Here is a 23,240-nt window from a genome sequence, read left to right as displayed (position 1 = left end):
TGGAGACATCTACTTCTTCGCCATTGATCAGGATGCGTCCGGAATCCCTTTTCAGGTTCCCCGACAGGATGTTCATCATGGTGGATTTTCCGGCGCCATTCTCGCCCATGAGTGCAAGCACCTCATGGTCATAAAGGTTTAGGTTAATGTTGTCGAGAACGACCACACCGGAAAAGCTCTTGCATATGTTCTCGAGCTGCAATAGAGGGGTCGATGGCCGCGTCATGCTCACCATCCCTTGTATTCATTGACGTTGTCGCGGGTGACCATAACGCTGGGGATCAGGATGGTGGATTCCTCGGGGGTTTCGCCCTTGGCGACCTTCTGAGCATAAGCCACCGCCTGCTTGACCATTTCACCTGGGTTCTGGGTCGAGGTGCCCACGAAGGGGGATCCGGCGCGCTTGAGCTCATCGACGCCCTCTGGGCTTCCATCGATACCGGTCACGATGATTTCGCTGGTCCTGCCGGCCTGTTCGACAGCGAGGGCTGCACCCAAGGCGGACGGGTCATTCATGCCGAAGATGCCCTGCACGTCCTTGTTGGCTGTGAGCATGTCCGTTGTGACGGACAGGCCGGTCGCGCGATCGTTCTTGGATGACTGCTGTCCGACGACCTTGATGCCGGGGTAGTCCTTCTCCAAGGCGGACTTGCAGCCCTTGATGCGGTCGGTGATGGTCTGGATTGGCGTTCCGTCCACGATCAGGATATTGCCCTCGCCTCCGAGCTGCTCGGCCAAGTATGAGCATGACAGCTCTCCCGCCTGCACGCCGTCGGTCATAACGACCGCATCGGCTCCCTTCGCCGGGGTATCCACAGCAACGACGATGATGCCTGCGGCCTTGGCTCGTTCGATGGCGGGCTGCAAACCGCTCTCGTCAACAGCGGAGACGATGATCAGATCGACCTGCTGCTCGATGAACGAGGAGATCTGGTTGTCTTGCGTCGCAAGGTCGAGCTGTGCATCCTGGACATTGAGCTTCGCGCCGATCTTCTCGGCCTGAACCTTGGCCTCCTTGTCCATCGCGGTGAAGAACGGATTGGACATGTCCTGGACCATGAGTCCGATGCTCTTAATCTCTGTGGGCTTTGAAACCTCGCTGGCGGCATTGTCTCCGTTACTCACCGCGCTGCAGCCTGACAGCAGAACCGATGCAGCGAACAGGGCGGATGCGGCCGAGATGATTTTCTTGGTGTTCATGTTGTTTCCTCCGTTGGAAATAATGCGTGTATCGGGATGCAACCTACTGGCATATGCATCCGCATGACTCCCTGATTTTCAGGGATGTCTCAATCATGTCGTGGATGGGTTTCGGCATCGTCGTCGTCCCATCCGCTGATTTGTTCACCTCCTCTCTTCCTTCCATCTGTTCAAGCAAGTAATTCGCCGCTTTTGCTCCGATGAGTCGACTGTCCTCCGCGACCAACGTAATCTTCGGCGATAGCAGATCGGACCACGCGAAATCATCAAATGCAACTAGCGCTAAATCTTGAGGAACGTCGATGCCTCTTTCGCTCAGCGCAGACATCACTCCCAAAAGAATTGGGTTATTGCCCGCGATAATCACATCTGGCTCGAAATTGTCTCTGTCGAGAAAACGATGGATTGCCGCGCACGCCTCTTCACGATTGTTTCCGCACTCCAATACGCGAATCTCGGCCTCGCATTCATCGGCAGCCGCCAGCAGTCCGTTCTCGCGGGCGAACCGGCTGTTCCACGTATCTGGGTAAATGGCCAGCAGCCATCTCTTGAAATGGTGCACCCCAAGGTGACGCCCCAATTTCGCGGCCGCATCAACATTGTCCGTAGCGACGTAAGAAAACCCGTCCTCGACTTCTTCGTCATCGCTATAGCCGGGCGTGGAATCGACGAATACGATAGGGATGTTCCAGTTTTTCAACTGGCTCCTGCTATCTTCGCTCAGGCCAAGAGTAGAGATGATACCGCCAGGACGGTTCTCCACTACCTGACGCAGGAGATTCGTTTCATTCTCCCGGCTGTAACGGCCATTGACCGCCATATCCGCGATGAAAAGACTCTCCTTCTTGTCCTGCAGAACGCTTTCGATGCCATCGATGAGGTCGAGGTAATAGGAATTCGACATGCCTGCGGTCAGCAACGTGACGAAACGATGGGTGCCAGTGCGCAAATCCCGCGCGTTGACGTTGGGGATATGCCCCATGGTTCGCGCCGTTTCAAGCACCGCCGCGCGAGTCTTCTCAGATACACCGGTAAGTCCGTTGAGAGCGCGCGAAACCGTGTAGACAGACAGTCCCATCTGCTTCGAGATATCGGTTATCGTAACGTCGTGTCTTTTCATCATTGAATTCCTAAACGTTTATGGGCTATTCGCTGTTTGTGGTGGGTCGCGGGGGTTAGGCGGTGACTGCTTTGAGGTCGAGTTTGCCGCAGGTAAGGTAGATCATGGTGGCGAAGTAGTCCATGTTCCTGAATCCGCGTGCTCGTCGTTTGACGTTCTGGATGACGCTGTTGACGCCCTCGAGGACCGCGTTGGTGTACGGGTGGGTGAAGTAGGCCAGGATCTCGTTCCAGTGCCTGCGGATCATGCGGGCGAGGTCCTTCATGGGTTCCAGCCGTGAGTGCATCATCCACGAGCACAGGCGATGCAGGCGCGACCACGCCTCGGCCGGCGTGCGGCTGGTCTCGTAGATGTCCTGCAGGGTCTCGCGCATCTGGCACGCCCGGCCGGTCTTCAGCCGCTGTTTCATGAGAGCGTGTTTGGTCTCCAACTGCAGTTCGCTCAGCCCGGACTCGTTGCGCAGCCACAGGTACTTCGTCCTCTTCAGCAGCCCGTTGGAGCGTCCTTCGGCCTTCCGGACCTTGTCGACGGCCTCGTTGGCGTGCTTGACAACGTGGAACTTGTCGACGATCCGCTCCGCGTTGGGCAGGTATTCGCGGATGCCCTTCCGGAACCCCAGGCTCATGTCGCAGGTGACGAGCCGCACGTATCCGGGCACTCCGTTGTGCGCCGTGAAGTCGTCGACGAACCGCTTCACCGTGGACGAGTCCTTGCCGGCCGTCACGTTGATCACGTCGTGCTCGACGAGGTCGGCGACCACCGTGATGTAGTTGTGCCCCTTGCGGCTGGTCTCGTCGATACCGATGGCCTCCACGCCCGTGTAGTCCTCGAGTCTGCGGGCCTCGTCCACGTAGTGGGCGATGAACCGCCACAGGCGGGTGTCGGTCTCGTCGACCTGCTCGGCGAGCGTGCTGACCGGCAGGTGGCGGGCCATCTCGACCGCCCACGCCTCGAACAGGAGCGTGAACCCGCTGCCCGGCCTCGCCCACGGGACAGGCACGGTCCTCACGCCATGCTCCGGGCATGCCACGCGTGGCACGCCGGCATGGATGAACGCCTTGTACTGGAAGAAGTTCAGATGCCTCCACACGCGCCCGCGCGTGTCATGCACCGGGCACTCGTCCTGCCGGCACCCCGGCTCGGGGCAGCGAAAGCGGGAGCCCGCCTCGAAACCGATCGTGATGTGCAGCTCCTGCCTGCCGTCGTCGCCGTCCCGGAAATCCACGGACTCGACCTTCCAAGGCATCGGAAGCTGGAGCGCGGCTGTGAACAAATGCGAGGTATCCATGCCTCCAACCTACCCGACAGACATCACACCGCACACCAGCCAACCCACTACAAACAGCGAAAGGCCAATGAATATCTGACGCGGGATACTAGTGTCTTGCACCAGATATTTGCCGACAAAATGACTTTCCCCTCAGTCCCTCGTCCCGCATGCAAAAGGTGACCGGCAATCGACTCGCAGAGGAGCAATCCTCATACCGGTCCATCATGTGCATCCGATGGCATCATCGCTCTGGCACCATCGTTACAATGAGGCGCGGCGGCATCATATGCGGCACACGCGGTACCAAGCATATAGACGGCACCAAGCATACGGACGAACTGGGGGAGAGGGAGACGATCATGGCATTGTCGTGGTGGGAGAGGCCTATCGCGCTAACGGAGGCTGTGGTCGCTCAGCATACGGTGAAGCTCGCGCCGGAACCGGATGGCGAGCGCCGCGGATCCGTGCCAATGCCCCATGACGCGGATGCGCAGCATGCAACAACCTCTGATATCGACAATGGAACTGTGAGTCCCGAGGCATCAGGACCAACCGTCCGAACGGCAGCGCCGTTCTCCCTGGTCGTCGTCGGCGATTCGCTGACCGTGGGATGCGGTGTCGACGACCAGCAGGAAGGTCTGGTGCCCGACATGGCCCGCACGCTGGCCTCCATAATCAATCGTCCCGTGCAATGGGCGACGTACGGCAGACTCGGTGCCACCATGCGCCGTGTACGCTTCCGTCTGCTGCCGCAGGTCAAGGAACAACCTGATCTGCTGGTGCTTTGTGCCGGGTCCAACGACGTGATGGCCAGACGCAGTGCCAAGGAGTGGCGCTCGGATCTGACTGCTGCCATCGACGAGGCAAAGGCTCTGTGCCCGCATGTCGTAGTCATCAGCTCCGGACAGGTGTACCGGTCTCCGGCGCTCGGACGGGTCCTGCGCAAAGCCATTCTGGACATGACCGACGCGCAGACGGCCATCAGCAAACGCATCTGCGCCGACAAACAGGTGCGATTCGTGGATATGACGCATTACGATACCGGCCTGACCGATGACGAATTCTGGGCTTATGACAACTTCCACCCATCGAAGCGGTGCTATCAGATGCTGGCGGACGGCGTCATCGCGCAGGCATCGACTGATTTCTGATTCCTTACTTCCAAGTACGGCTCCTCACACTTGGGACCTCATACACATCTCCATTCGGTATGCTGTTCACGTGTTGTTCATCAGAAAAGCATCCCGTTATCCCATCTGACACCCTTGTTACAGGGTATTCTGCTTGTTCAAGCGATAGACTTGTGCCTTGTAGTTTTGACGAAAGGGATTTGAATGACCGAACCGACCAACGGCACGCAATCAGGCGACGAGGAAGACAAGATCGAAAACACTCGTACTACTATCGACGTCACACCCTCAAGCGGCGAAGAGAACGCCGATGATGCGCTGTTCGAACGCTCCGCCGTCAAAATGCGCGAACATGGCATGAGCGAAACTGCCATCAACCAGTTCCATCACCTGTTCAATGTCTGGCGCCATGAGGAATCATCTAGTTGGATTCGCGAGGAGGACGTCGAGCCGCTCGAAAAGGTGCCGAGCTTCCATGACGTGTATGAGACCATCAACCACGACAAGGCCGTAGACGCTTTCGCCAAGACCGCTTTCCTCAAGCTCAACGGCGGACTTGGCACCTCGATGGGTCTCGAATGCGCTAAGTCCCTGTTGCCTGTTCGTCGCCATAAGGCCAAGCAGATGCGTTTCATCGACATCATCATCGGCCAGGTGCTGACCGCCCGCAACCGTCTTCACGTGGAACTGCCGCTGACCTTCATGAACTCCTTCCGCACTTCCGCGGATACGATGAAGGTGCTCAAGTACAATCGCAAGTTTGAACAGACCGAAATCCCCATGGAAATCATCCAGCATCAGGAGCCGAAGCTGGTGGCGGCCACCGGAGAGCCGGTCAGTTTCCCGCAGAACCCCGAACTGGAATGGTGCCCGCCGGGACATGGTGACCTGTTCTCCACTATCTGGGAGTCCGGTCTGCTGGACGTTCTGGAGGAGCATGGGTTCAAGTACCTGTTCATCTCGAACTCTGACAATCTGGGCGCGCGCCCCTCGCGCACCCTGGCACAGCATTTCGAGAATACCGGAGCGCCGTTCATGGCCGAAGTGGCCATCCGCACGCCTGCCGACCGCAAGGGCGGCCACATCGTGAGGGACAAGGCCACCGGCCGCCTCATGCTCCGCGAAATGAGCCAGGTGCATCCGGACGACAAGGAAGCGGCACAGGACATCTCCAAGCATCCGTATTTCAACACGAATTCGATCTGGATTCGCATCGACGCGCTGAAGGCCAAGCTTGCCGAATACAATGGCGTGCTGCCGCTGCCGGTGATCCGCAACAGGAAGACCGTGGACCCCACCAACCCTGATTCCGAGAAGGTCATTCAGCTGGAAACCGCGATGGGCGCCGCCATCGGACTGTTCAACGGGGCCATCTGCGTGCAGGTCGACCGCATGCGGTTCCTGCCGGTGAAGACCACGAACGACCTGTTCATCATGCGTTCCGACCGCTTCCACCTGACCGATACCTATGAGATGGAGGACGGCAACTACATCTTCCCGAACGTCGATCTCGATCCACGGTTCTACAAGAACATCCATGATTTCGACGAGCGTTTCCCCTATGCGGTCCCATCGCTGGCCGCCGCGAATTCGGTGACCATCAAGGGGGATTGGACGTTCGGACGCGATGTGGTCATGTTCGCCGACGCCAAACTCGAAGACAAGGACGAGCCGAGCTACGTGCCCAACGGCGAATATGTTGGCCCGCAAGGCATCGAGCCTGACGACTGGGTGTGATGGCACTGCGGAATTTGGCGGCTCCGGCAAAAAAGAGCCGCCAAATTTCGTGAAATGGCGCATAATACAGAAAAAACCCTCTAATATAGAGGGAGCGTGAGGAAAAAATCTCACACACTTATAACGAAACAATAATTACACGTGAGGACTAATGGCAGAAGGTACAAGCGGGCGTCGGCGTTTTTCCGACAAGTGGGGTAAGCACGAGCTGGATGTACTGGCCGTGTTGTCGTCCGCGTTCCCGCAATGGCTGACTTCCCGCCAGATTGCACAACGAGTCAAGGCCTACGCCGATTCGTATGGGGAACTCGCCGATCAGGCGGCAAAGGCGGCATTCGCCAAACAATTCCAGCGCGATCGCGCCAAGCTTGCGGCCATGGGCATTGCCATCGAATCACGCCAGCCGGAATACTCTTCGAAGTCCGAAGGCCAAGATTTCGCATCATATCGTCTGCAATTGGGTGATGAGCCTCGCATACGCCTGATGTTCGAGCCTGAGGACATGCCTGTTCTGGCCGCAGCCAATTATCTTGCACGCTCCATGGCGATTTCCTCCGAGCCCGACCAATCGCAGATCGCTCAGAGGGCATCCCGCACCACCCCCCGCGTCCCGCAGACACCCATTCCGGGCTTGGGTCTGGATTCCATCGCTCCGGGGCTTGGTACGCAGCACATTCCGGACTCGCTGGTCAAGGTGATCGACTCCCGTCGCTTCGCAGCCACGGTGGACGTTGATGGCGAACAGCTGAATGTGGCGTATACGGATTCCGACGATCTGGCCATGTACGTGCTGGAGCATCCCGGCGCCATGATTGTCAGCCCCCAGGAGGCGGTGGACGCCTATCACCGTCGTCTGCACGCCGCCAGCCAGTTCGCCTTGGCCGACGAATCCGCCGGTCCGGTCAGCGCATCCGTCGTGTCTCCCTCGATCAGCCGCGAAGTCAGCGAGCCAGGCGACCCGGAATCCATCAAGGCCCAGAACAAGAAAAGCAGCTCGGCGTTCCAGACGGGCAGCGAGGTCGATCGACGCCTGCGCCTGATGCTGTTCCTGTCTGCGCATCTCGGCGAGGAATTCTCGATGAGCGAGCTTGCGGTCCGCTTCATCGGCAAGCCCAAGAACGATGATGAGTTGAAGAAGTTCGTCAACATCATCCACAAGGACATCAATACCCTTACCACGGTGTCCGATGACGGCGAAATGGCGGGAAGCCAGTTCTTCGACATCGATTGGCCGCTGCTGGACTCGGAAGGCATCGTCTCTGCGACGAATTCCCTGGGCTTGGAGCGTCTCGCGGGCATCTCGCCCCAGTATCTGAGCATGCTGACCGCATCGGTGAGCTATCTCGCCCATTCCCCGCTGCTGCCCGACAAGCAGCGCGCCCAAGCCGAATCGCTGTATATGAGGCTCCGCCGTCACGTGACTCCCGGGCAGACACCGTGGCTGAGCCTGACCGGCTACGAGCTCGAGCCGCGCAGCTTCTCCGTGGTCAAGCGTGCCATCAACACCGAATCCCTGCTCGACATGGAATACACCGATGGCACCGGTCGCACCCGGCGCAAGCTGGTGGCGCCGGCGAAGATCTTCATCGATGAGGGCGTCTACTATGCGGCCGTCTATACGGACGTCGAATCCGCCGCCCCCAAGGAGAAGAAGGCATACGTCTCCAAAGACAAGACCATCGACAAGGCGAACGGAAAGCCTCGCACCTGGCAGGTGCTCCGTTTGGCCCGCATCGAAAAGGCCGAGGTCGTCAAGCCCGTCCAGGCCATCGATGTGCCCAACATGCCCGTCAGCGAACTGCGCAAGTGGAGCTTCGACAATGGCACGGAAGCGGTATTCATCACCGACCAGGCGGATCTGCCGTTCATCAAGACGCTGCCGGGTGCCACTGTGGAACAGTGCGGAGCGGGGGAGAAGGTGCATCTGACCGTTTCCTCCGACTCTTGGTTCGTCGCCTTCTGCATTGCGCACGCAAGACATATCACGGCGGTCGCCCCGGAAACGCTTCGCACCATGATCATCGCCCGCGCTGAACGGGAATTGAGCCTCAGCGCCAATGCATCCAAATAAGTAAGGAGTCGCCATGCCTTGGTGGATATGGCTGATATTGGCGCTGTTCATGCTTGCCATGATCATCTGCGGACTGGCATACGCAGGTATTCATGGAATCCGCGCATTGCGCGATGCAAGCGAAACGGGTGACCGCATCGGCGAAAAACTGTCGGCAATGGGCGAGCCAGATTCGGTCGGGCACACGCCTGAGCCCGCCATCTTCACCCAGCCGTTGAGCGTCGCGCAGGATCGCTATGCCGAAGCGCATGCGGAGGTCATTCGACGTAGGGCGGCAAAACGTGAACGCCACATCCGGGCCTGGAACAGGTGGAAGCGGTTCAACGACTAAACGAAAGACATCATGGCACGTCACCATCATCAGAAGGCTGATTCATCGGAAACGAAACTCAGTCCTGCACAACGGTACGCATCATTCCAGAAAACCAAGCAACGTCGTTCAACGATTGCCGCACGGTTCGCGGCGACGCTGCCATTCGACTTGGATGATTTCCAGCAGGACGCCAATGAGGCTCTCGAGGCCGGCAGCAATGTGCTGGTGGCCGCACCTACAGGCGCAGGAAAGACGGTAGTGGCCGATTTCGCCATCTATCTGGCTCAGGACCGCAACGTCAAAGCCTTCTACACCACTCCGATCAAGGCGCTGAGCAACCAGAAATACCATGATCTGGTCGCCGTCTACGGGCCTGACAAGGTGGGACTGCTCACCGGAGACACATCCATCAACTCCGAAGCGGACATCGTGGTGATGACCACCGAGGTATTGCGCAACATGATCTACGAGCGGTCGACCACGCTCAGCGCATTGCGGTATGTCATTCTCGACGAAGTGCATTATCTGGCGGATCGTTTCCGGGGACCCGTGTGGGAAGAGGTCATCATCCATCTTCCCCAAACCGTTAAAATCGTGGGGCTTTCCGCAACGGTATCGAATGTGGAGGATTTCTCCCGGTGGATAGCCTCGGTGCGCGGTGAGACCAAGCTGGTGATCAGTGAACATCGGCCTGTACCTTTGGAACAGCATGTCATCGTTCAGCAAGACGACCATACCGAGCCGGAAGTCATCGACCTGTACCGGCGCGATGGCCAGGGGCAGCAGACCACCAAGCTCAATCCGGAACTGATCAACACCCTTGACCGCTTGGATCGCAAAGCCGCCAGAAGGCGCGGCGAGCAGCGTCCCGACAAACGCAAGGGATTCAAAGGCAAGGGGCCTAAGGGCCGTGAGCCGAAGCCACAACGCCATACACCACGCCGCTGGGCAGTGGTGGATGAACTGCATTTCCTAGGCATGCTGCCGGGCATCTATTTCATCTTCTCCCGTAACGGCTGTGATCAGGCCGTCGAGCAATGCATCAACGCTGGTCTCGAATTGACCACGGATGAGGAGGCCATCAAGATCCGCCGCATCGTGGACGACATGGTGGCCGGACAGCTCAGCCAGGAGGATCTCAAGGCCCTGCAGTTCTCGAAATTCCGTTTCGCGCTGGAAGAGGGCTTCGCCTCGCATCATGCCGGCATGATCGCGCTCTTCCGGCAAATCGTCGAACGCCTGTTCGAGGAAGGTCTGGTCAAGATGGTCTTCGCCACCGAGACGCTGGCCTTGGGCATCAACATGCCCGCCCGCTGCGTGGTGGTCGAAAAACTCGAGAAGTACAACGGCACCGGACACGTCGCGCTGACCCCGGGCGAGTTCACCCAGCTCACGGGACGAGCGGGACGCCGCGGCATAGACACCATAGGCCATGCCATCGTGGTCGATCATCAGGATTTCATCCCCGCCACGGCGGCGGCATTGTCATCCAAGCGTGTCTACCCATTGCATTCCAGTTTCCGCCCGACCTTCAACATGGCGGTGAACCTGCTCAACGCCAGCGACTATCAGACCGCACGCATCACGCTGGACCAGTCCTTCGCGCAGTGGGAGGCCAACGAGTCGGCATGGCAGTTGGAATCGCAGATCACCACGCTGAACAAGGCGCTGGATGGCTATGAGCAGGCATTCCAATGCAGCCATGGCGATTTCAAGCAATTCATGACCATCCGTATGCAATTGAGCGACATCGAGAAAGAAGGGCGGAAGAAGCTCAAGCACGAAGTGTTCCTGACCGACCACGACCGTTCCCAGGCGTTCCGGCAACTGGAAACGGACATTCAAACCCTCCGCAAGGCCGAGCATGAGCATCCGTGCCGGGACTGCCCGGATCTGCAGCAGCATCTCAAGTGGGGGCATCGCTGGGCGCGCGAGATGCGTGAGCTCAATCGTGTGACCGATCGCTACAACTCGCGCACCGGTTCCGTGGCACGCCAGTTCGACCGCATCTGCGATATCCTGTGCCAGCTCGGATATCTCGATCGGCGGGACCGCGGCGACGGTCAGGTGGATATGACCCTTACCGACAAGGGACGCATCCTGCGACGTATCTACAGCGAACATGACTTGGAACTGTGCGAGGCGATGCTCAGCGGCATGTTCAACAAGCTCGACGCCAAGGGCCTTGCGTCGGTGCTCTCGTCGTTGGTGTATGAACCCCGCCGTGGAGCGCAAGGCGAGCCCAGACACTATCCAGGCGGTGTTTCCGGACATATCGCCATCGCGGCCTCGCAATTGCGAGGCGTGTGCGCGAATATCGGCGAACTGTGCACGGATCATGGTCTTGAGGAACCCGAACAACCCGACTGCGGCATCGTGGACGTCATGTTCGAGTGGGCTGACGGCAATTCGCTGGCGTCGTGCCTATACGGAACGGATATGACCGGCGGTGATTTCGTCCGAACGGCCAAACGTCTGGCCGACGTGCTGCAGCAGATTGCCGCAGCCGGCCCGTTGCCGTTGAACGGGGGAGAGGCGTTGCAGGATATCGCCCATGAAGCCGCCGATCGAGTCAATCGCGGCATCGTATCCTACTCCGGAGTGGAATGAGCGTGAGCGCGCATGCAGGGATGGACCGGAATAGAAGTCTAGTCCGAACTGTTGCGTAAATTAGTACGGTTACTGAATTTGCAAGGGAGGATGCCGATATGGCAGAACGTAGCCTCAGGGGCATGAGCATCGGCGCGAAATCGCTGGAGTCCGACGACAATGTGGATTTCGCAGCCAGAAACGATGTGGCATACGTATGCCCGAAGGGACATCGCACCATCCTGCCGTTCGCCGAAGGCGCTGAGGTGCCCGACGAGTGGGAGTGCCGCTGTGGCGCTGTGGCCCACCGTGAGGGCGATGACGACCGTGAGGCCGATGAAATCAGCAAGCCGAGTCGTACACACTGGGATATGCTGCTGGAACGCCGCAGCGAGGAGGAACTCGCCAAGCTGCTGGAAAAGCGTCTGCAGATGCACCGTGACGGCTGGATTCCGGATTACGAGTGAGTCACAGTCCACGGAATACTACGTAAGTTGAACAACACGTGAATCGATGCCCAGTCAAAGCGACTGGGCATAATCATTGCTGAGGTATGGTTGCCGATGCATGAGAGTGTGCCTTGTCGCAACGCCATCGGCAACCTCACGATTTGACATGACAGGGGAGTACCTTCAATGGCACAGCATCCGAGAAATGTAGTTCTTCTCGATCTCGACGGCACGCTGACCAAGTCGGACGGCGGCATCATCGCATCCGTGGTCAAGACGTTCGAGGCGCTTGGGCGTCCGGTGCCGGATGACGAAGAACTGCATCGTTTCATCGGACCGGCCATTGTCGAATCCCTGCAACGCAACCATGTTCCCGAGGACGAGCTGGATCATGCGGTGGAGATCTACCGCAGCTATTATGCGGACAAGGCTGTGTTCGACGATCCGAACGAACCGGGGAACAAGGTGCCGGGCCGTCTGGTGAACGTCGTGTTCCCCGGCATCCGCGAACAGCTGGTCAAACTGCGTGAAGACGGTTATTATCTGGCTTTGGCCAGCTGCAAGCCCGAATACCAGTGCGTGCCGATCTGCGAGCATTTCCATCTGACCGAACTGCTCGACGGCATCTATGGCGCCTCCAAGGACAACTCACGACTCGACAAAGATCAGGTCATCCGATACTGCTTCGACAAGATCGGCTTCGACGCGGCACAGGGGGATAAGGCTGTGATGGTCGGCGACCGGTACACCGACATCGACGGCGCGCACGCCTGCGGCTTGGACACCATCGGATGCCGCTGGGGCTACGCGCCAGCCGGCGAAATGGAGGAGCACGGCGTCTACGAGATCATCGAGACCGTGAATCAGCTCGAAGATGCAGTGAACCGTTACTTCGCCTCGCATTAAGCGATTGTCGCAGTACGTGTCACGCTGACACTGTCCCTGCTTGTTCTTTCTCTCCGTCTATGGAGCGGGGACAGAAGGCATCATGCCATTGCCCTGACGGAATGATGCCTTCTGAAGCACATCGGCTATGATTGCTCAGCCAATCACGCCGAGCGCCGCACAAATCACAACTGCCAAACCGGCCGTAGCGTCAATCAGCCCTGCTCCGATGAATGCATACAACAGGCATCCAGATCCGCGCTCACTTTGAACATAGGCATCCGACGGATCTAACGGATTATAGCCCACAACCACATGTTCTCCGACTTGGTATTGGGCAGGGCGAGAGGACACCGGAGACACGATGGTGTAGTTGTCCTCACCTACGGTATAGGAGAACACCGGTTTCCATAACGTCCCATCATTGTCTTCCTCTTCGATGAGCCGAGATACCACGCCTGGCACAATCGCAGTGCATTGAGCTTTGCTCTCATTGGCTTCATTGCTTGCTCGCAGAAAGAGAGCAATAACGATAACTCCGACAACTACACAAACCAAGCCGATGAACATCAACAATTCTTGATCGCTCATTGCCAATAGCCTTTCCCCAAGCACAACGTGGCTTGCATCGGCCTTCGTCGGCCGGGCATTGCAACACGTCATCACCTCTCTGGCTCCGATATGAGCAACAACCATCGGCGCCCATCACGATTATCTCATAGTGAAAGGAACAAGCAAAAGACAGCGAAAGTACAACAGTGGATGTTGTCCATAGGTCGCATGCCGAAACCACCCCATTCGATGAGCTGCAGGGGAGTAAGATAACTCATGTCAGAGACGACAACTACCCCCGTTAGGGTTGGCAGAGACGAGACAGAGAAACGAGGAGGATTCTCATGGCAAGCAAACTCATGAAAGCCGGTGTCGCCACATTGGCGACCGCGGCAACCTTGGCGGCTCCGGCCGTGGCGATGGCCGACGAGACCGCGACCACGCAGACCGACATGGCAGCACAGGCGATCAGCCAGGCACAGGATGCCGTGCAGGCGGCGCAGGAGAGCACGGCTCAGGCCGTTCAGGCCGCGCCGACCGGTGTGACCGAAGCGCAGGCAAAGGCCGATGCGGCCGCCGGCGCATTTGATACGGCCAAGCAGAACCTGGATGCCGCACAGCAGGCGCAGCAGCAGGCGGCGCAGGAGCAGACGAACGCGCAGCAGGCGGCCGATCAGGCCGGTGTCGAACGTGATCAGGCCGCGAAGGATGTGCAGGACGCGCCCGGGAAGATCGAGCAGGCGCAGCAGGCGGTCAGCCAGGCGCAGCAGGCGATCGATCAGTCCCAGGAGGCGATGAAGCAGGCGCAGGCCGACCAGCAGGCCGCCGAATCGGACAGGACGCAGGCCCAGTCCGAGCTGGATCAGGCGAAGCAGGAGTCCGCCGGGCATCAGTCGGATGTCGGCAAGGCCCAGGAGAAGATCGACGCCGCTTCCAAGCAGGCCACCATCGCACAGTCGAAGGCCGATGATGCGGACAAGAGACCATCACCGCCGCCCAGTCGAAGGCCGACAAGGCCGACGAGGCGCTGAAGCAGGCCGAGCAGGCCCGCATGCAGGCTCAGGCGGAGCTCGACAAGGCGAAGGCCGGGCAGGCCGCGGCCAAGGGCGACAAGGCGCAGGCCGACGAGCAGGTGGAGACGGCGCAGGCGGCTTTGTACAAGGCCAAGCAGGCGGAAGCGGCGGCGAAGGCGGCGAAGGAGAAGGCGGACGCCAAGGTCGACCAGTTGTCGAAGGATGACGGCGGCCTGTCGGATCTGCTCGCCCGGTTGAAGGCCGCCCAACAGGCGGAGCAGGCGGCGAAGGAGGCGCAGGCGAAGGCGGATGCGGCTTCCAAGGCGGCGGCCGACACCGTGAACGCCTCCTCCGAGGACGCGCAGGCGAAACAGGAGGCGGCCGACCAGGCGAAGGCGACAGCGGACGCTAAGAAGCAGATCGCGGACGGCGCGCAGGCGAAACTCCAGCAGGGCGCGGTCGCCTACTTCGGCGACAAGAACGCGACGGACGCGGTCAAGGTGCTCACCGACCCGACCGTCACCCAGTATCTCCAGTACGTGCAGAACGGGCAGGCGAAGGACGCTACCAGCCTGGACAACATGATCAAGGCGCTCGGGTTCATCAAGCAGGTCAACGAGCTGCGCGCCAAGGAGGGTCTGCCGCCCGTGCAGGTGTCGGACACGCTCATGGCGATCGGCATGGCCGACGCCGACTACGCGTCCCAGAACTTCGAGCACCCGCTCCAGTTCAACACTTCGGAGAACCTGGCCTGGGGCTATCAGGACCCGTTCGACGGCTGGTATGTGAAGGAGAAGGAGAACTACGACGCGTACCAGGCCGGCAAGTGGACGCTCGACGACCCGTCGGGATGCCCTAACCCCACCGACTGGGGCAACGGCAGCGTCTCATGCCAGACCGGCCATTACACGAACATCGTCGGCAAGGACTGGACCACCGCCGGCTTCGGCTTCAGCCAGAACGGCAACCTCGGCTTCGGCAGCACCGTGCACGCGCTTGAATTCCACGACAACGGCGGCCTCTGGTCGTCCGGTGCCAACGGAGTCAGGCTCGACCAGGGCCGCACCCTGGACGTGGACGCGTATCTCAAGGATCTGACCGACTGGAAGACCGGCTTGGAGAACGCGGGCTCCGTCTATCAGGACGCGTTGGCGAAGAGCGAGACCGCCGCCCAACAGGCGCAGGAGGCCGCGGACAAGCTTGCCGCCGCGAAGACCGCTGCAGACAAGGCCGCCCAGGAGGCCCAGGAAGCCAAAGCGAAGGCCGACAAGGCGGCTCAGGCGGCCAGGGAGGCGCAGGCCGCGTACGACGAGGCCGTCAAGGCGCAGGGCGACAAGGCGCACGCGTTGGAGCAGGCCCGCAAGGACCAGGATGTGAAGACCAAGGCATGGGAGACGGCCAAGCAGGACACCGCAGCCAAGCAGTCGGCCGTGGAGACGGCGGTGAAGGCGCAGTCGGACGCGCAGCAGCGTGTGGACGCGGCCGGCAAGGCCGTCCAGACCGCGCAGACAGACGTGGACAAGGCCGCCGCCCAGGCCGAACAGGCGAAGCAGGACAAGACCCAGGCGTTGGCCGCGATCAGCCAGGCGAAACTGGACAAGGCGCAGGCGTTGAAGGACCTTGACGCCGCAAAGTCCGCGAAGGCGAAGGCCGAGGCCGCGAAACGGCAGGCGCTTGACGCGAAGGCCGGTTCCGACCGGAAGGCCGCCGAAGCGCAGACCCACCTCGACGCCGCGCAGAAGAAGGTCGACGAGGCGCAGAACCGCTACGACACGGCAAAGGCCACATACGACAAGGCCACGGCCGACAAGAAGCAGGCGGAGGACACCATCACCTGGTACGAGGACGCGCAGCAGCGTCTCACGGTCAAGCAGACGGCATACCAGGCCGCGAAGACCCGTCTGGAAGCCGCGAATACAGCGAAAGCCAAGGCCGACAAGGCGTATGGGACCGCGAAGGCCACATACGAGTCGGCCAAGGCGGACAAGGATCGGGCCGACAAGGAGCTCGCCGCCGCTCTGAAGGCCCAGGCGGATGCGGACAAAGCCAAGCAGGACGCCGAAGCAGAGAAGGACCGGGCCGACAAGACGGCCGACCAGGCGAAGCAGGACGCGGCCGCCAAGCAGGCCAAGGCCGACCGGCTGTTCGGCGCCGACCCGCTCGCCACGACCGGCACGGACACTGCCACGATCCTCACCCTGACCGCTATCCTCACCCTGACTGGCGCCGGATGCGTGCTCACCCGCGTCCGCACCGCCAAGCACGCGGACGGATGGAGCCTCAGCCACAAGTGAAGCCTGCCGCCGGTGGGGGAGATGACGCACCTCTGCCGGCGGATTCAAGCTGAGACCCAGACGGACCGACACGCATTCAATTCAAACGGAATACGGTATCTGTGAGCACCATACGACAAAGACCCCCGACCATGAGCAAGCAACTTTGGCCCGCGATACCAGCGAATTCGTAGAAGCCGAAGAGGATATTACTCTCCATCTGCAAGAAACCGACGGTCTTCTTTTCTGAGAGAAGGAGACCGTCGGTTTCGTCAAAAACTGGAGGACCAGTGAAGTCGCGGAATAGTCCGATGATGGATGTGACTCTCGACTCTATCGGAAAGGCCGCTGAATGAATCCCATCCTCCGCAACCTGATTGTCGAAACGCTGGTCGTCATCCTCTTGGGAATATTGCTCGCCGCACGCATCGCTCCGGCCGAAATCGCATTCCCATCCGTCATCATCGTGGGAATCGCCGCCATATTCAACGCCATCATTCTCGTCGTGGGGCCGTCCACCGGCGAGGGCGTGGTACGACGGACGGATGACACCGGCAGGTATGACGAACCGGTGCACGGCTCCGAAATCGCGCTGACAGACGGCCGAACAGTCGAGGTGAAATGGAACGACATAACCCCGAACGGCAACAGAATCAACGACCTGCCGGAGGGGACCCGCGTATGGGTCTCGTATTGGAAGCGCCCGATCTTCGGTGACATCATCGGAGCCGTGAAGGTGCTTGGATAGCGCAGGTCTCGCATGTAAAAGCCAGCCGAGCCAACATTGCACGGCACCCAACCTGTTGCAGATCACCACAATACATTTATATGTCAGATAGTTTATATGCCAGATAGGCTGTACGTCATCTGTTCTTAAACCAATCTGACATAACGTACATTATCGGCTATTTGTCACTATTCTTATTTCCGCGCACAGCCAAGCCCAACCGCCGATCCATTTCGGTTTCCATCGCGTTATGCGCCTGCAGATACATGACCAGAATCTCAAGCATCACCAGCACGATGACGATGATTGCGCCAATCAACGCGTTTTGCTCATAGAATTCACGCACATCGATGTCCATCATGCCGGCGGTCAGCGCATAGACAGGAAACGGCACGATGGCCATCGCAAACGACACGACATGCGCCATGACCATCGTCCAGCTGACCGGATACACCGGCGGACGCCGCATTCTGGAGACAAACAGATGTCCACGAAGAATCGTCAACGCAATGATGTTCAGCGCCATGACCACAGCGATAATCCACAGCAAAGCAGGCAACAGCTCGATGAGCTTGGTCGTCACAAGTGTCTCCTTCAGGCGGTTTCGCGCTGTAGTCTACGCGCTTCGAGTTTCTTGCGCATGCGCATGGCGGTCAGTTCATCGATCGGACGGTTCATGGTGATTTTCATCGGCTGCGCCTCGAGATCAACATAATCCTCATGTTCCAAAGCTGCTTCAATCTGATGCCATAGCGAGCCTACGGACACGGCAAACACCGCCTTGCCGCTTTGCAGCAACTCCAGCATCTGCTCGCTGGTGGTGCATTCATGCACATGCTGGCCATCGCACATGATGGTCACATTGGCCAGTTGCACGGTGCTTCGCTGCGAGAGAAATCCTATGGCTGCGGTCACGTTCTGCAAGTTGACCCCGGCATCGAGGAGCCTTTTGGAGACAGCGAGAATGACCACGTCCTTGAACGAATACAGCCGTCGTGAACCGGAGCCATGCGATGGCGTAATCGACGGTTCCACAATCTGCTTTCTCGCCCAATAATCAAGCTGACGATAAGTAATGCCAGCGATTTTCGAGGCTACGGTGCCACGATATCCACGCTTAGCTTCCTGCGTGTCGGTGCTGGAGAATAACTCCCCCTGAATCGCCTCATCGTTCAAGTTCTCACGCTCCTTGAGCGGAATATGAAGATGCAAACCGATTGCTCCCATCGCACGCTCCTTGGCTTACACTGGCGGAATCACACCGAGCGATCCCGAATCCAGTGTAAGCCAAGGTCAAACGGCGTTCATTGGGAGATAACGGCGGATTTGGTGAAGAACATGAGACGGAACTTGCCGATCATGATTTCATCGCCGTTTTTCAGCACAGCCTGGTCGACACGTTGACGATTCACATACGTGCCATTCAGGCTTCCTGCGTCGATAACGGAGAAATGCCCATTGGCACGGCGGAACACGGCATGCTGACGGGACACGGTGGAATCGTCAAGCAGGATGTCGGCTCGCGGGTCGCGGCCGACGGTAATCTCATCCTCGTCAAGCAGGTAACGGGAACCGGATACCGCTCCCCTGGTGGAAATCAACAGGGCCGTTCCATCGGAAAGGCGTGTGATCGTATCCAGATCCTCCTGTGTCAGCGGACGGTCGCCGGTGGAGGTAACGGGCAATACATTGATTGCAGGCAAACCGATGATGGTGGTTTCGCCTGCGCTTGGAATCGGATCAGTCATAACTCCTCATTCTACAGTCTTCGCATACTGATTTTGCGTAGCTTCACGAACTTCGTCTATCACGATGTTATCGGAGGATTGCACTTCGACATTCGCACCGTATTTCACCTGCAATTGAGCACCTACTCCCCCGGCGATGTCCACTGCATTGGACAGTTCCTGCGGATTGCCGATGGCCTTGACGGTGTAAGGCGGTTTGATGGAGGTTCCGTCACAGATCAACCCATCATCGGCGTCGGCGATATACGTCGACGCGACCACGCGCACGCTGTCCACCGCAATGACTTCGGCACCGGCGTTGCGCAACTCCTCGATGAGGTTGAACATGATCGAAGCATCGACTTTGGCATCGGCCCCCCGGCTGATGGACACCGTGACGCCCCTGCCTCGAGCAGGCAGTCTGCCGGAGATCAGGCCACTGGCCTCCTCGTTCTGCTTGGCGATCTTACGCGCCTGCTCCTGCTCATCCGCGGCTGATTTCAGCGACTCAAGCTGATTGGACAATTGCGTCTTGCGCTGCTCCAGATTGGAGATCTGCGTGTTCGATTCGTTGAGCAGACGAACCAGCTCGTTCTCGTCCAATGTCTCATACGTCGATTTGGTGTTGTTGATCTGGCTCATGTACGTGAATCCCAGCAACGCGCACATCAGCATGATGAGGATGGATGTGATCAGACGTGACCTGTTCGTGTGACGGTTGAGATCCGCGCGCGGCTTTCTGCGCACCTTGGGGAACGAGCCGGTTTCCATCCTGTCGTTGACTTTGTCCTGCGCATGCTGGTCCCGCATTTTCTCCAGCATGTTATGCGATTGCGATCTGCGCGCCATGTCAGCCTCTGAAGATGAAACGCCTGATGGCAGACACGTTCGAGAAGATACGAATGCCAAGCACCACGATGACGGCGGTCTGGAGCTGCGATCCAACACCGAGCTGATTGCCGAGGAACACCAGCAGCGTGGCGGTGACCACATTGGCGAGGAAGGATATGACGAACACGCGATCGGAGAAGCTGCGTTCGAAATAGGCACGTGCGGCACCGAGCAAGGCATCCAGGGCGGCGATCACCATGATGGGCAGGTACGGCTGCACAACTACGGGTATGTCCGGCTTGACGAACACGCCGACAACAACACCGATAATCAGACCCAGAACGGCTGCCATCACTGATTCCTCTCCGCATACTGAACATCGCCAGCAACTGCTGCTTTCAGTGTAATCGAGTTGGATGTGCTGACTTGAGGATAGATACCGGCTTTTTTGAATGAATCGTAAAGACTTTTCAGTTTGGCGCTACCCATCTGCTCGGCCAACTCCGATTTGTTTCCTATCGCCTCGATGCTGTAGGGGCTTTCGATGGCGGTCATTCCAATGAGAATATGACCGCCAGCCTTGCGTATGGATGTCTGCGCCCCTATGCGATTGCCGTTGATGGAAATCGCTTCGGCGCCGTTACTGAACATCAAGGAGACCAATTGCTGCAAATCAAGGTCAGTGACGACGCGGATATTACTGGTGGTTCCCACACGATTCGATGTGGATTGGTCAGCTTGGCTTGCCGCGATAGGGTCAGCCAGCGTCATGGTGATGCCAGGACCGGTGACCGCGACGGTGCCATTGACCAGTTCGTCTTGGATCAACGTGTCGCTTTTCACGTTGCCGGTAACCTTCTTTGACTGCTGGTCGACCTGAGACTTCAGGTCATTGACGTCGGCGGACAATTGCGTGATGGTGTCATTACGGTTCTCAAGCTGGTTCACCAGAGTCTGTCGCACCTGCTTGCGGGGATCGGACTGCAATTGCTGAACGAACAGGCTGCCGGCAAAGCCCACGACGACGCAAATCGCAAAGACAATGACGCGATTGGCCCAAAACGCGAACGTGGAACGATGCTCATGGACCAACCTCGAATCCGAGAACATGGGATCCATCGGCCTGTTGACCAAATCGTCGATCAAACGTAGGGAATCGTCGTCGGTCTTTCGACGGCGACGTGTACGGATCGCGGCGACATCGTCAGGAGACAGGGCATGATGGGAATCGATGCCGGACACCGATGCGGAGAATACGGCGCGCCGATGAACCGGAGCGTTCTCTTCCGATATCGGGAAGGATTCCGGTGCAATCGGATCAGGCGCCATACTTCTCCCCCAGTTCTTTGCGCAATAACGTGACGCCTTGACGGGTATAGATGTAACCGGCTAGCCAGTACATGGCCAGCCCCCAAATGCCGGCGGCAAGCGCCGCGAGATACAACGTGTGGAAGAATTGGCTGCTGCCCAGATCGGCGATGATAAGCGACACTATGGATATCATCAACAGCGCGGTGCCGGCCTTGCCCACGAAATGCACCGGCAACGGCCCGTATCCATATTGGGCGAGCCAGATAACCTGAATCGCCATCCACAGGTCACGGATACCGACCACCACAAGCATCCACATCGGTATGATGCCGGCGATGCCGAGCGCAAGGATGGAGCAGAAGATGAGCAGGCGATCGGCCAGAGGATCGAGAATCTGACCGATCTTGCTGACTTGGTTGAATTTGCGCGCGATGATACCGTCGACACCATCAGAAGCCGATGAAATGGCAATCAACGCCAAAGCCTCGATCATGCTGTGGCGCGATATCAATGCGGTGATGAAGGGAATCGAAATGATCCTCAGTGCACTGATCAGATTCGGTACGGTGAAATAAATATCACGCGCTTCCGGACTGTATTGCGTATCGGTGTTCTGCTGTGCCATGGCGGAAGACAGGTCTAGATGCGTGATGCCTGCAACGCGGTGACGATGATGCCGCGTGCGCCGACTTCATACAGATCATCCATAAGCTGGTTGACCTTGGCCTTGGGCACCATGACGCGCACGGCATTCCACTGCTTGTCGTGCAACGGAGAGATGGTCGGGCTTTCGAATCCCGGGGTCACCGCCACTGCGGCGGAGACCTTGCTGATCGGGATGTCGTAGTCCATGAGCACGTACTGGTGCGCGGTGAGCACGCCGCGCAGACGGCGAGACAGGACCGCCAGACGCGAATCGTTGGAGTCAAGACGAGGCGAACGAATGAGGCAAGCCTCGGAATGCATCAACGGATCGGCGAAGACGCGCAGACCGGCGTTGCGCAGCGTGGTACCGGTGGAGACGACATCGGCGATGAGGTCGGCCACACCAAGTTGCACTGAGGACTCTACGGCACCGTCCAAATGGATGGTCTCGGCTTGAATGCCGTGATCGGTCAGATAGTCCTGCACGAGCTTGTCGAATGTGGTGGCCACGCGCTTGCCCTGGATGTCCTCAAGCTTGGAGATGGGCGACTCGTTCGGCGCGGCGAAACGGAAGGTGGAGGCTCCGAAGCCGAGCGGCAGATGCTCGATGGCCTCGGTGCCGGAGTTCTTGAGCAGGTCCTCGCCGGTGATGCCGACATCGATGGCGCCACGGCCCACGTACACGGCGATGTCCAGTGGACGCAGGTAGAACAGTTCGATGTCGTTGTCCGGGTCCTGGACGACGAGCTGGCGCGGATTGGTGCGCAGACGGTATCCCGCCTCGGCCAGCATGTTCCATGCGGGTTCGGACAGCATGCCCTTGTTCGGAACGGCGATTCTCAGCATTGGTACTCCTCTCCCCCTATGGGAGTTTCTGTTTGTTACAGATCGGATGCGTGGCTCATACGGTATATCAAATGTCGACTATTTCGCTGATGGATCCCGGCGGATGAATCACTCATCTGACGGGAGCTTCCGCCGAAACCCATAACCCTTCTTCCAAGGGATGCACAGCCGACCGGAACGTCACAGGTGCTTGTAGACGTCCTCGAGGGTCAGACCATGCTTAATCATCATCACCTGAACGTGATAGAGAAGCTGGCTCATCTCCTCGGCGGTGCGGTCGGCACCTTCATACTCGGCGGCCATCCAGGTCTCACCGGCTTCTTCAATGATCTTCTTGCCGATGAAATGGGTCCCCTTGTCCAACTCCTCGACGGTCAACGAACCTTCGGGACGGGTCTTGGCCTTTTCGCTCAGCTCAGCGAACAACGATTCAAACGTCTTCATATGTGTAACTGCTTTCATTGAATCCGACAGACATGCCATGCCATTGTCGCTGTCGCACACGATGAGTCAATCCTCATCTCAAGTACGCGACAGCCGACATGGCATGC

General features: G+C 58.7%; 24 protein-coding genes. 10 read left to right on the top strand and 14 right to left on the bottom strand.

The window, feature by feature from the left end:
• The 4 genes from BREU_RS06730 to BREU_RS06715 all read right to left on the bottom strand — a co-directional run.
• A partial coding sequence (locus tag BREU_RS06730; protein WP_044095871.1) for an ATP-binding cassette domain-containing protein occupies positions 1-235 on the bottom strand: 235 nt, incomplete at its 3' end.
• Positions 229-1,200, bottom strand: a complete 972-nt coding sequence (locus BREU_RS06725) for an ABC transporter substrate-binding protein (protein ID WP_044090139.1) — start codon at positions 1,198-1,200, stop codon at positions 229-231. The genes BREU_RS06725 and BREU_RS06730, both read right to left, overlap by 7 nt.
• Positions 1,201-1,243: 43 nt before the next feature.
• On the bottom strand, positions 1,244-2,323 hold the full coding sequence (locus BREU_RS06720) for a LacI family DNA-binding transcriptional regulator (RefSeq protein WP_044090138.1): 1,080 nt from the start codon (positions 2,321-2,323) through the stop codon (positions 1,244-1,246).
• Positions 2,324-2,375: 52 nt separating this feature from the next.
• Complete coding sequence (locus BREU_RS06715) at positions 2,376-3,608, bottom strand: ISL3 family transposase (protein ID WP_081886587.1); 1,233 nt, start codon at positions 3,606-3,608, stop codon at positions 2,376-2,378.
• A 341-nt stretch (positions 3,609-3,949) separates the two neighbouring features.
• Here BREU_RS06715 and BREU_RS06710 point away from each other — a divergent pair, with 341 nt between their 5' ends.
• The 7 genes from BREU_RS06710 to BREU_RS06680 all read left to right on the top strand — a co-directional run bounded on the left by BREU_RS06710 (position 3,950) and on the right by BREU_RS06680 (position 12,785).
• Complete coding sequence (locus tag BREU_RS06710; RefSeq protein ID WP_044090270.1) at positions 3,950-4,741, top strand: SGNH/GDSL hydrolase family protein; 792 nt, start codon at positions 3,950-3,952, stop codon at positions 4,739-4,741.
• 183 nt (positions 4,742-4,924) lie between these two features.
• Positions 4,925-6,457 carry a UTP--glucose-1-phosphate uridylyltransferase gene (locus BREU_RS06705; protein ID WP_375137541.1) on the top strand — a complete coding sequence of 511 codons (1,533 nt, stop codon included), beginning with the start codon at positions 4,925-4,927 and terminating at the stop codon, positions 6,455-6,457.
• Positions 6,458-6,608: 151 nt separating this feature from the next.
• Positions 6,609-8,528: a helix-turn-helix transcriptional regulator gene (locus tag BREU_RS06700; RefSeq protein ID WP_044090257.1), complete on the top strand. Its 1,920-nt coding sequence runs from the start codon at positions 6,609-6,611 to the stop codon at positions 8,526-8,528.
• 13 nt (positions 8,529-8,541) lie between these two features.
• On the top strand, positions 8,542-8,859 hold the full coding sequence (locus BREU_RS06695) for a hypothetical protein (protein WP_044090256.1): 318 nt from the start codon (positions 8,542-8,544) through the stop codon (positions 8,857-8,859).
• Positions 8,860-8,871: 12 nt separating this feature from the next.
• Positions 8,872-11,451, top strand: coding sequence for a DEAD/DEAH box helicase (locus tag BREU_RS06690; RefSeq protein ID WP_044090255.1), 2,580 nt, complete (start codon positions 8,872-8,874; stop codon positions 11,449-11,451).
• A 98-nt stretch (positions 11,452-11,549) separates the two neighbouring features.
• Positions 11,550-11,897, top strand: a complete 348-nt coding sequence (locus BREU_RS06685) for an RNA polymerase-binding protein RbpA (protein ID WP_044090254.1) — start codon at positions 11,550-11,552, stop codon at positions 11,895-11,897.
• A 168-nt stretch (positions 11,898-12,065) separates the two neighbouring features.
• A complete protein-coding gene (locus BREU_RS06680) occupies positions 12,066-12,785 on the top strand; it encodes an HAD hydrolase-like protein (RefSeq protein ID WP_044090253.1) in 720 nt (239 codons plus the stop codon).
• A 135-nt stretch (positions 12,786-12,920) separates the two neighbouring features.
• Here the strand turns inward: BREU_RS06680 and BREU_RS06675 are convergent, their stop codons facing one another.
• Positions 12,921-13,355, bottom strand: coding sequence for a DUF3592 domain-containing protein (locus BREU_RS06675; protein WP_044095869.1), 435 nt, complete (start codon positions 13,353-13,355; stop codon positions 12,921-12,923).
• A gap of 305 nt (positions 13,356-13,660) precedes the next feature.
• On the opposite strand from BREU_RS06675, the gene BREU_RS12380 reads away from it, so the two are divergent.
• The 3 genes from BREU_RS12380 (at position 13,661) to BREU_RS06665 (ending at position 17,350) form a co-directional block, all read left to right on the top strand.
• Positions 13,661-14,347, top strand: a complete 687-nt coding sequence (locus tag BREU_RS12380) for a hypothetical protein (RefSeq protein WP_238567024.1) — start codon at positions 13,661-13,663, stop codon at positions 14,345-14,347.
• Between the two features lie 20 nt (positions 14,348-14,367).
• Positions 14,368-16,623: a CAP domain-containing protein gene (locus BREU_RS12370; RefSeq protein ID WP_269147449.1), complete on the top strand. Its 2,256-nt coding sequence runs from the start codon at positions 14,368-14,370 to the stop codon at positions 16,621-16,623.
• Between the two features lie 331 nt (positions 16,624-16,954).
• On the top strand, positions 16,955-17,350 hold the full coding sequence (locus tag BREU_RS06665; protein ID WP_044090251.1) for a hypothetical protein: 396 nt from the start codon (positions 16,955-16,957) through the stop codon (positions 17,348-17,350).
• A 157-nt stretch (positions 17,351-17,507) separates the two neighbouring features.
• Here the strand turns inward: BREU_RS06665 and BREU_RS06660 are convergent, their stop codons facing one another.
• The 9 genes from BREU_RS06660 to BREU_RS06620 form a co-directional block, all read right to left on the bottom strand.
• On the bottom strand, positions 17,508-17,855 hold the full coding sequence (locus BREU_RS06660; protein ID WP_044090267.1) for a hypothetical protein: 348 nt from the start codon (positions 17,853-17,855) through the stop codon (positions 17,508-17,510).
• Positions 17,856-17,923: 68 nt separating this feature from the next.
• Positions 17,924-18,556: a MerR family transcriptional regulator gene (locus tag BREU_RS06655; RefSeq protein ID WP_044090250.1), complete on the bottom strand. Its 633-nt coding sequence runs from the start codon at positions 18,554-18,556 to the stop codon at positions 17,924-17,926.
• A gap of 77 nt (positions 18,557-18,633) precedes the next feature.
• Positions 18,634-19,077, bottom strand: a complete 444-nt coding sequence (locus BREU_RS06650) for an FHA domain-containing protein (protein WP_044090249.1) — start codon at positions 19,075-19,077, stop codon at positions 18,634-18,636.
• Positions 19,078-19,083: 6 nt separating this feature from the next.
• Positions 19,084-19,905, bottom strand: coding sequence for a DUF881 domain-containing protein (locus tag BREU_RS06645; protein ID WP_044090248.1), 822 nt, complete (start codon positions 19,903-19,905; stop codon positions 19,084-19,086).
• A gap of 1 nt (position 19,906) precedes the next feature.
• Positions 19,907-20,239: a small basic family protein gene (locus tag BREU_RS06640; RefSeq protein WP_044090247.1), complete on the bottom strand. Its 333-nt coding sequence runs from the start codon at positions 20,237-20,239 to the stop codon at positions 19,907-19,909.
• A complete protein-coding gene (locus BREU_RS06635) occupies positions 20,239-21,216 on the bottom strand; it encodes a DUF881 domain-containing protein (protein ID WP_044090246.1) in 978 nt (325 codons plus the stop codon). Before BREU_RS06635 ends, BREU_RS06640 begins: the two co-directional genes overlap by 1 nt.
• Positions 21,206-21,823: a CDP-alcohol phosphatidyltransferase family protein gene (locus BREU_RS06630; protein WP_044090245.1), complete on the bottom strand. Its 618-nt coding sequence runs from the start codon at positions 21,821-21,823 to the stop codon at positions 21,206-21,208. The genes BREU_RS06635 and BREU_RS06630 overlap by 11 nt, the downstream gene beginning before the upstream one ends.
• Before the next feature lie 14 nt (positions 21,824-21,837).
• Positions 21,838-22,689 carry an ATP phosphoribosyltransferase gene (hisG, locus tag BREU_RS06625; RefSeq protein ID WP_044090244.1) on the bottom strand — a complete coding sequence of 284 codons (852 nt, stop codon included), beginning with the start codon at positions 22,687-22,689 and terminating at the stop codon, positions 21,838-21,840.
• 180 nt (positions 22,690-22,869) lie between these two features.
• Positions 22,870-23,151 (bottom strand): phosphoribosyl-ATP diphosphatase, encoded by a 282-nt coding sequence (locus tag BREU_RS06620; protein ID WP_258186018.1) that lies wholly within the window; start codon positions 23,149-23,151, stop codon positions 22,870-22,872.
• Positions 23,152-23,240 lie beyond the last annotated feature (89 nt).

Source organism: Bifidobacterium reuteri DSM 23975 (assembly GCF_000741695.1).
In the GTDB taxonomy this organism is placed as follows: Bacteria; Actinomycetota; Actinomycetes; order Actinomycetales; family Bifidobacteriaceae; genus Bifidobacterium; species Bifidobacterium reuteri.
Note: the sequence above shows the minus strand (reverse complement) of the source record. Positions and strands in the feature narration are given on the sequence as shown.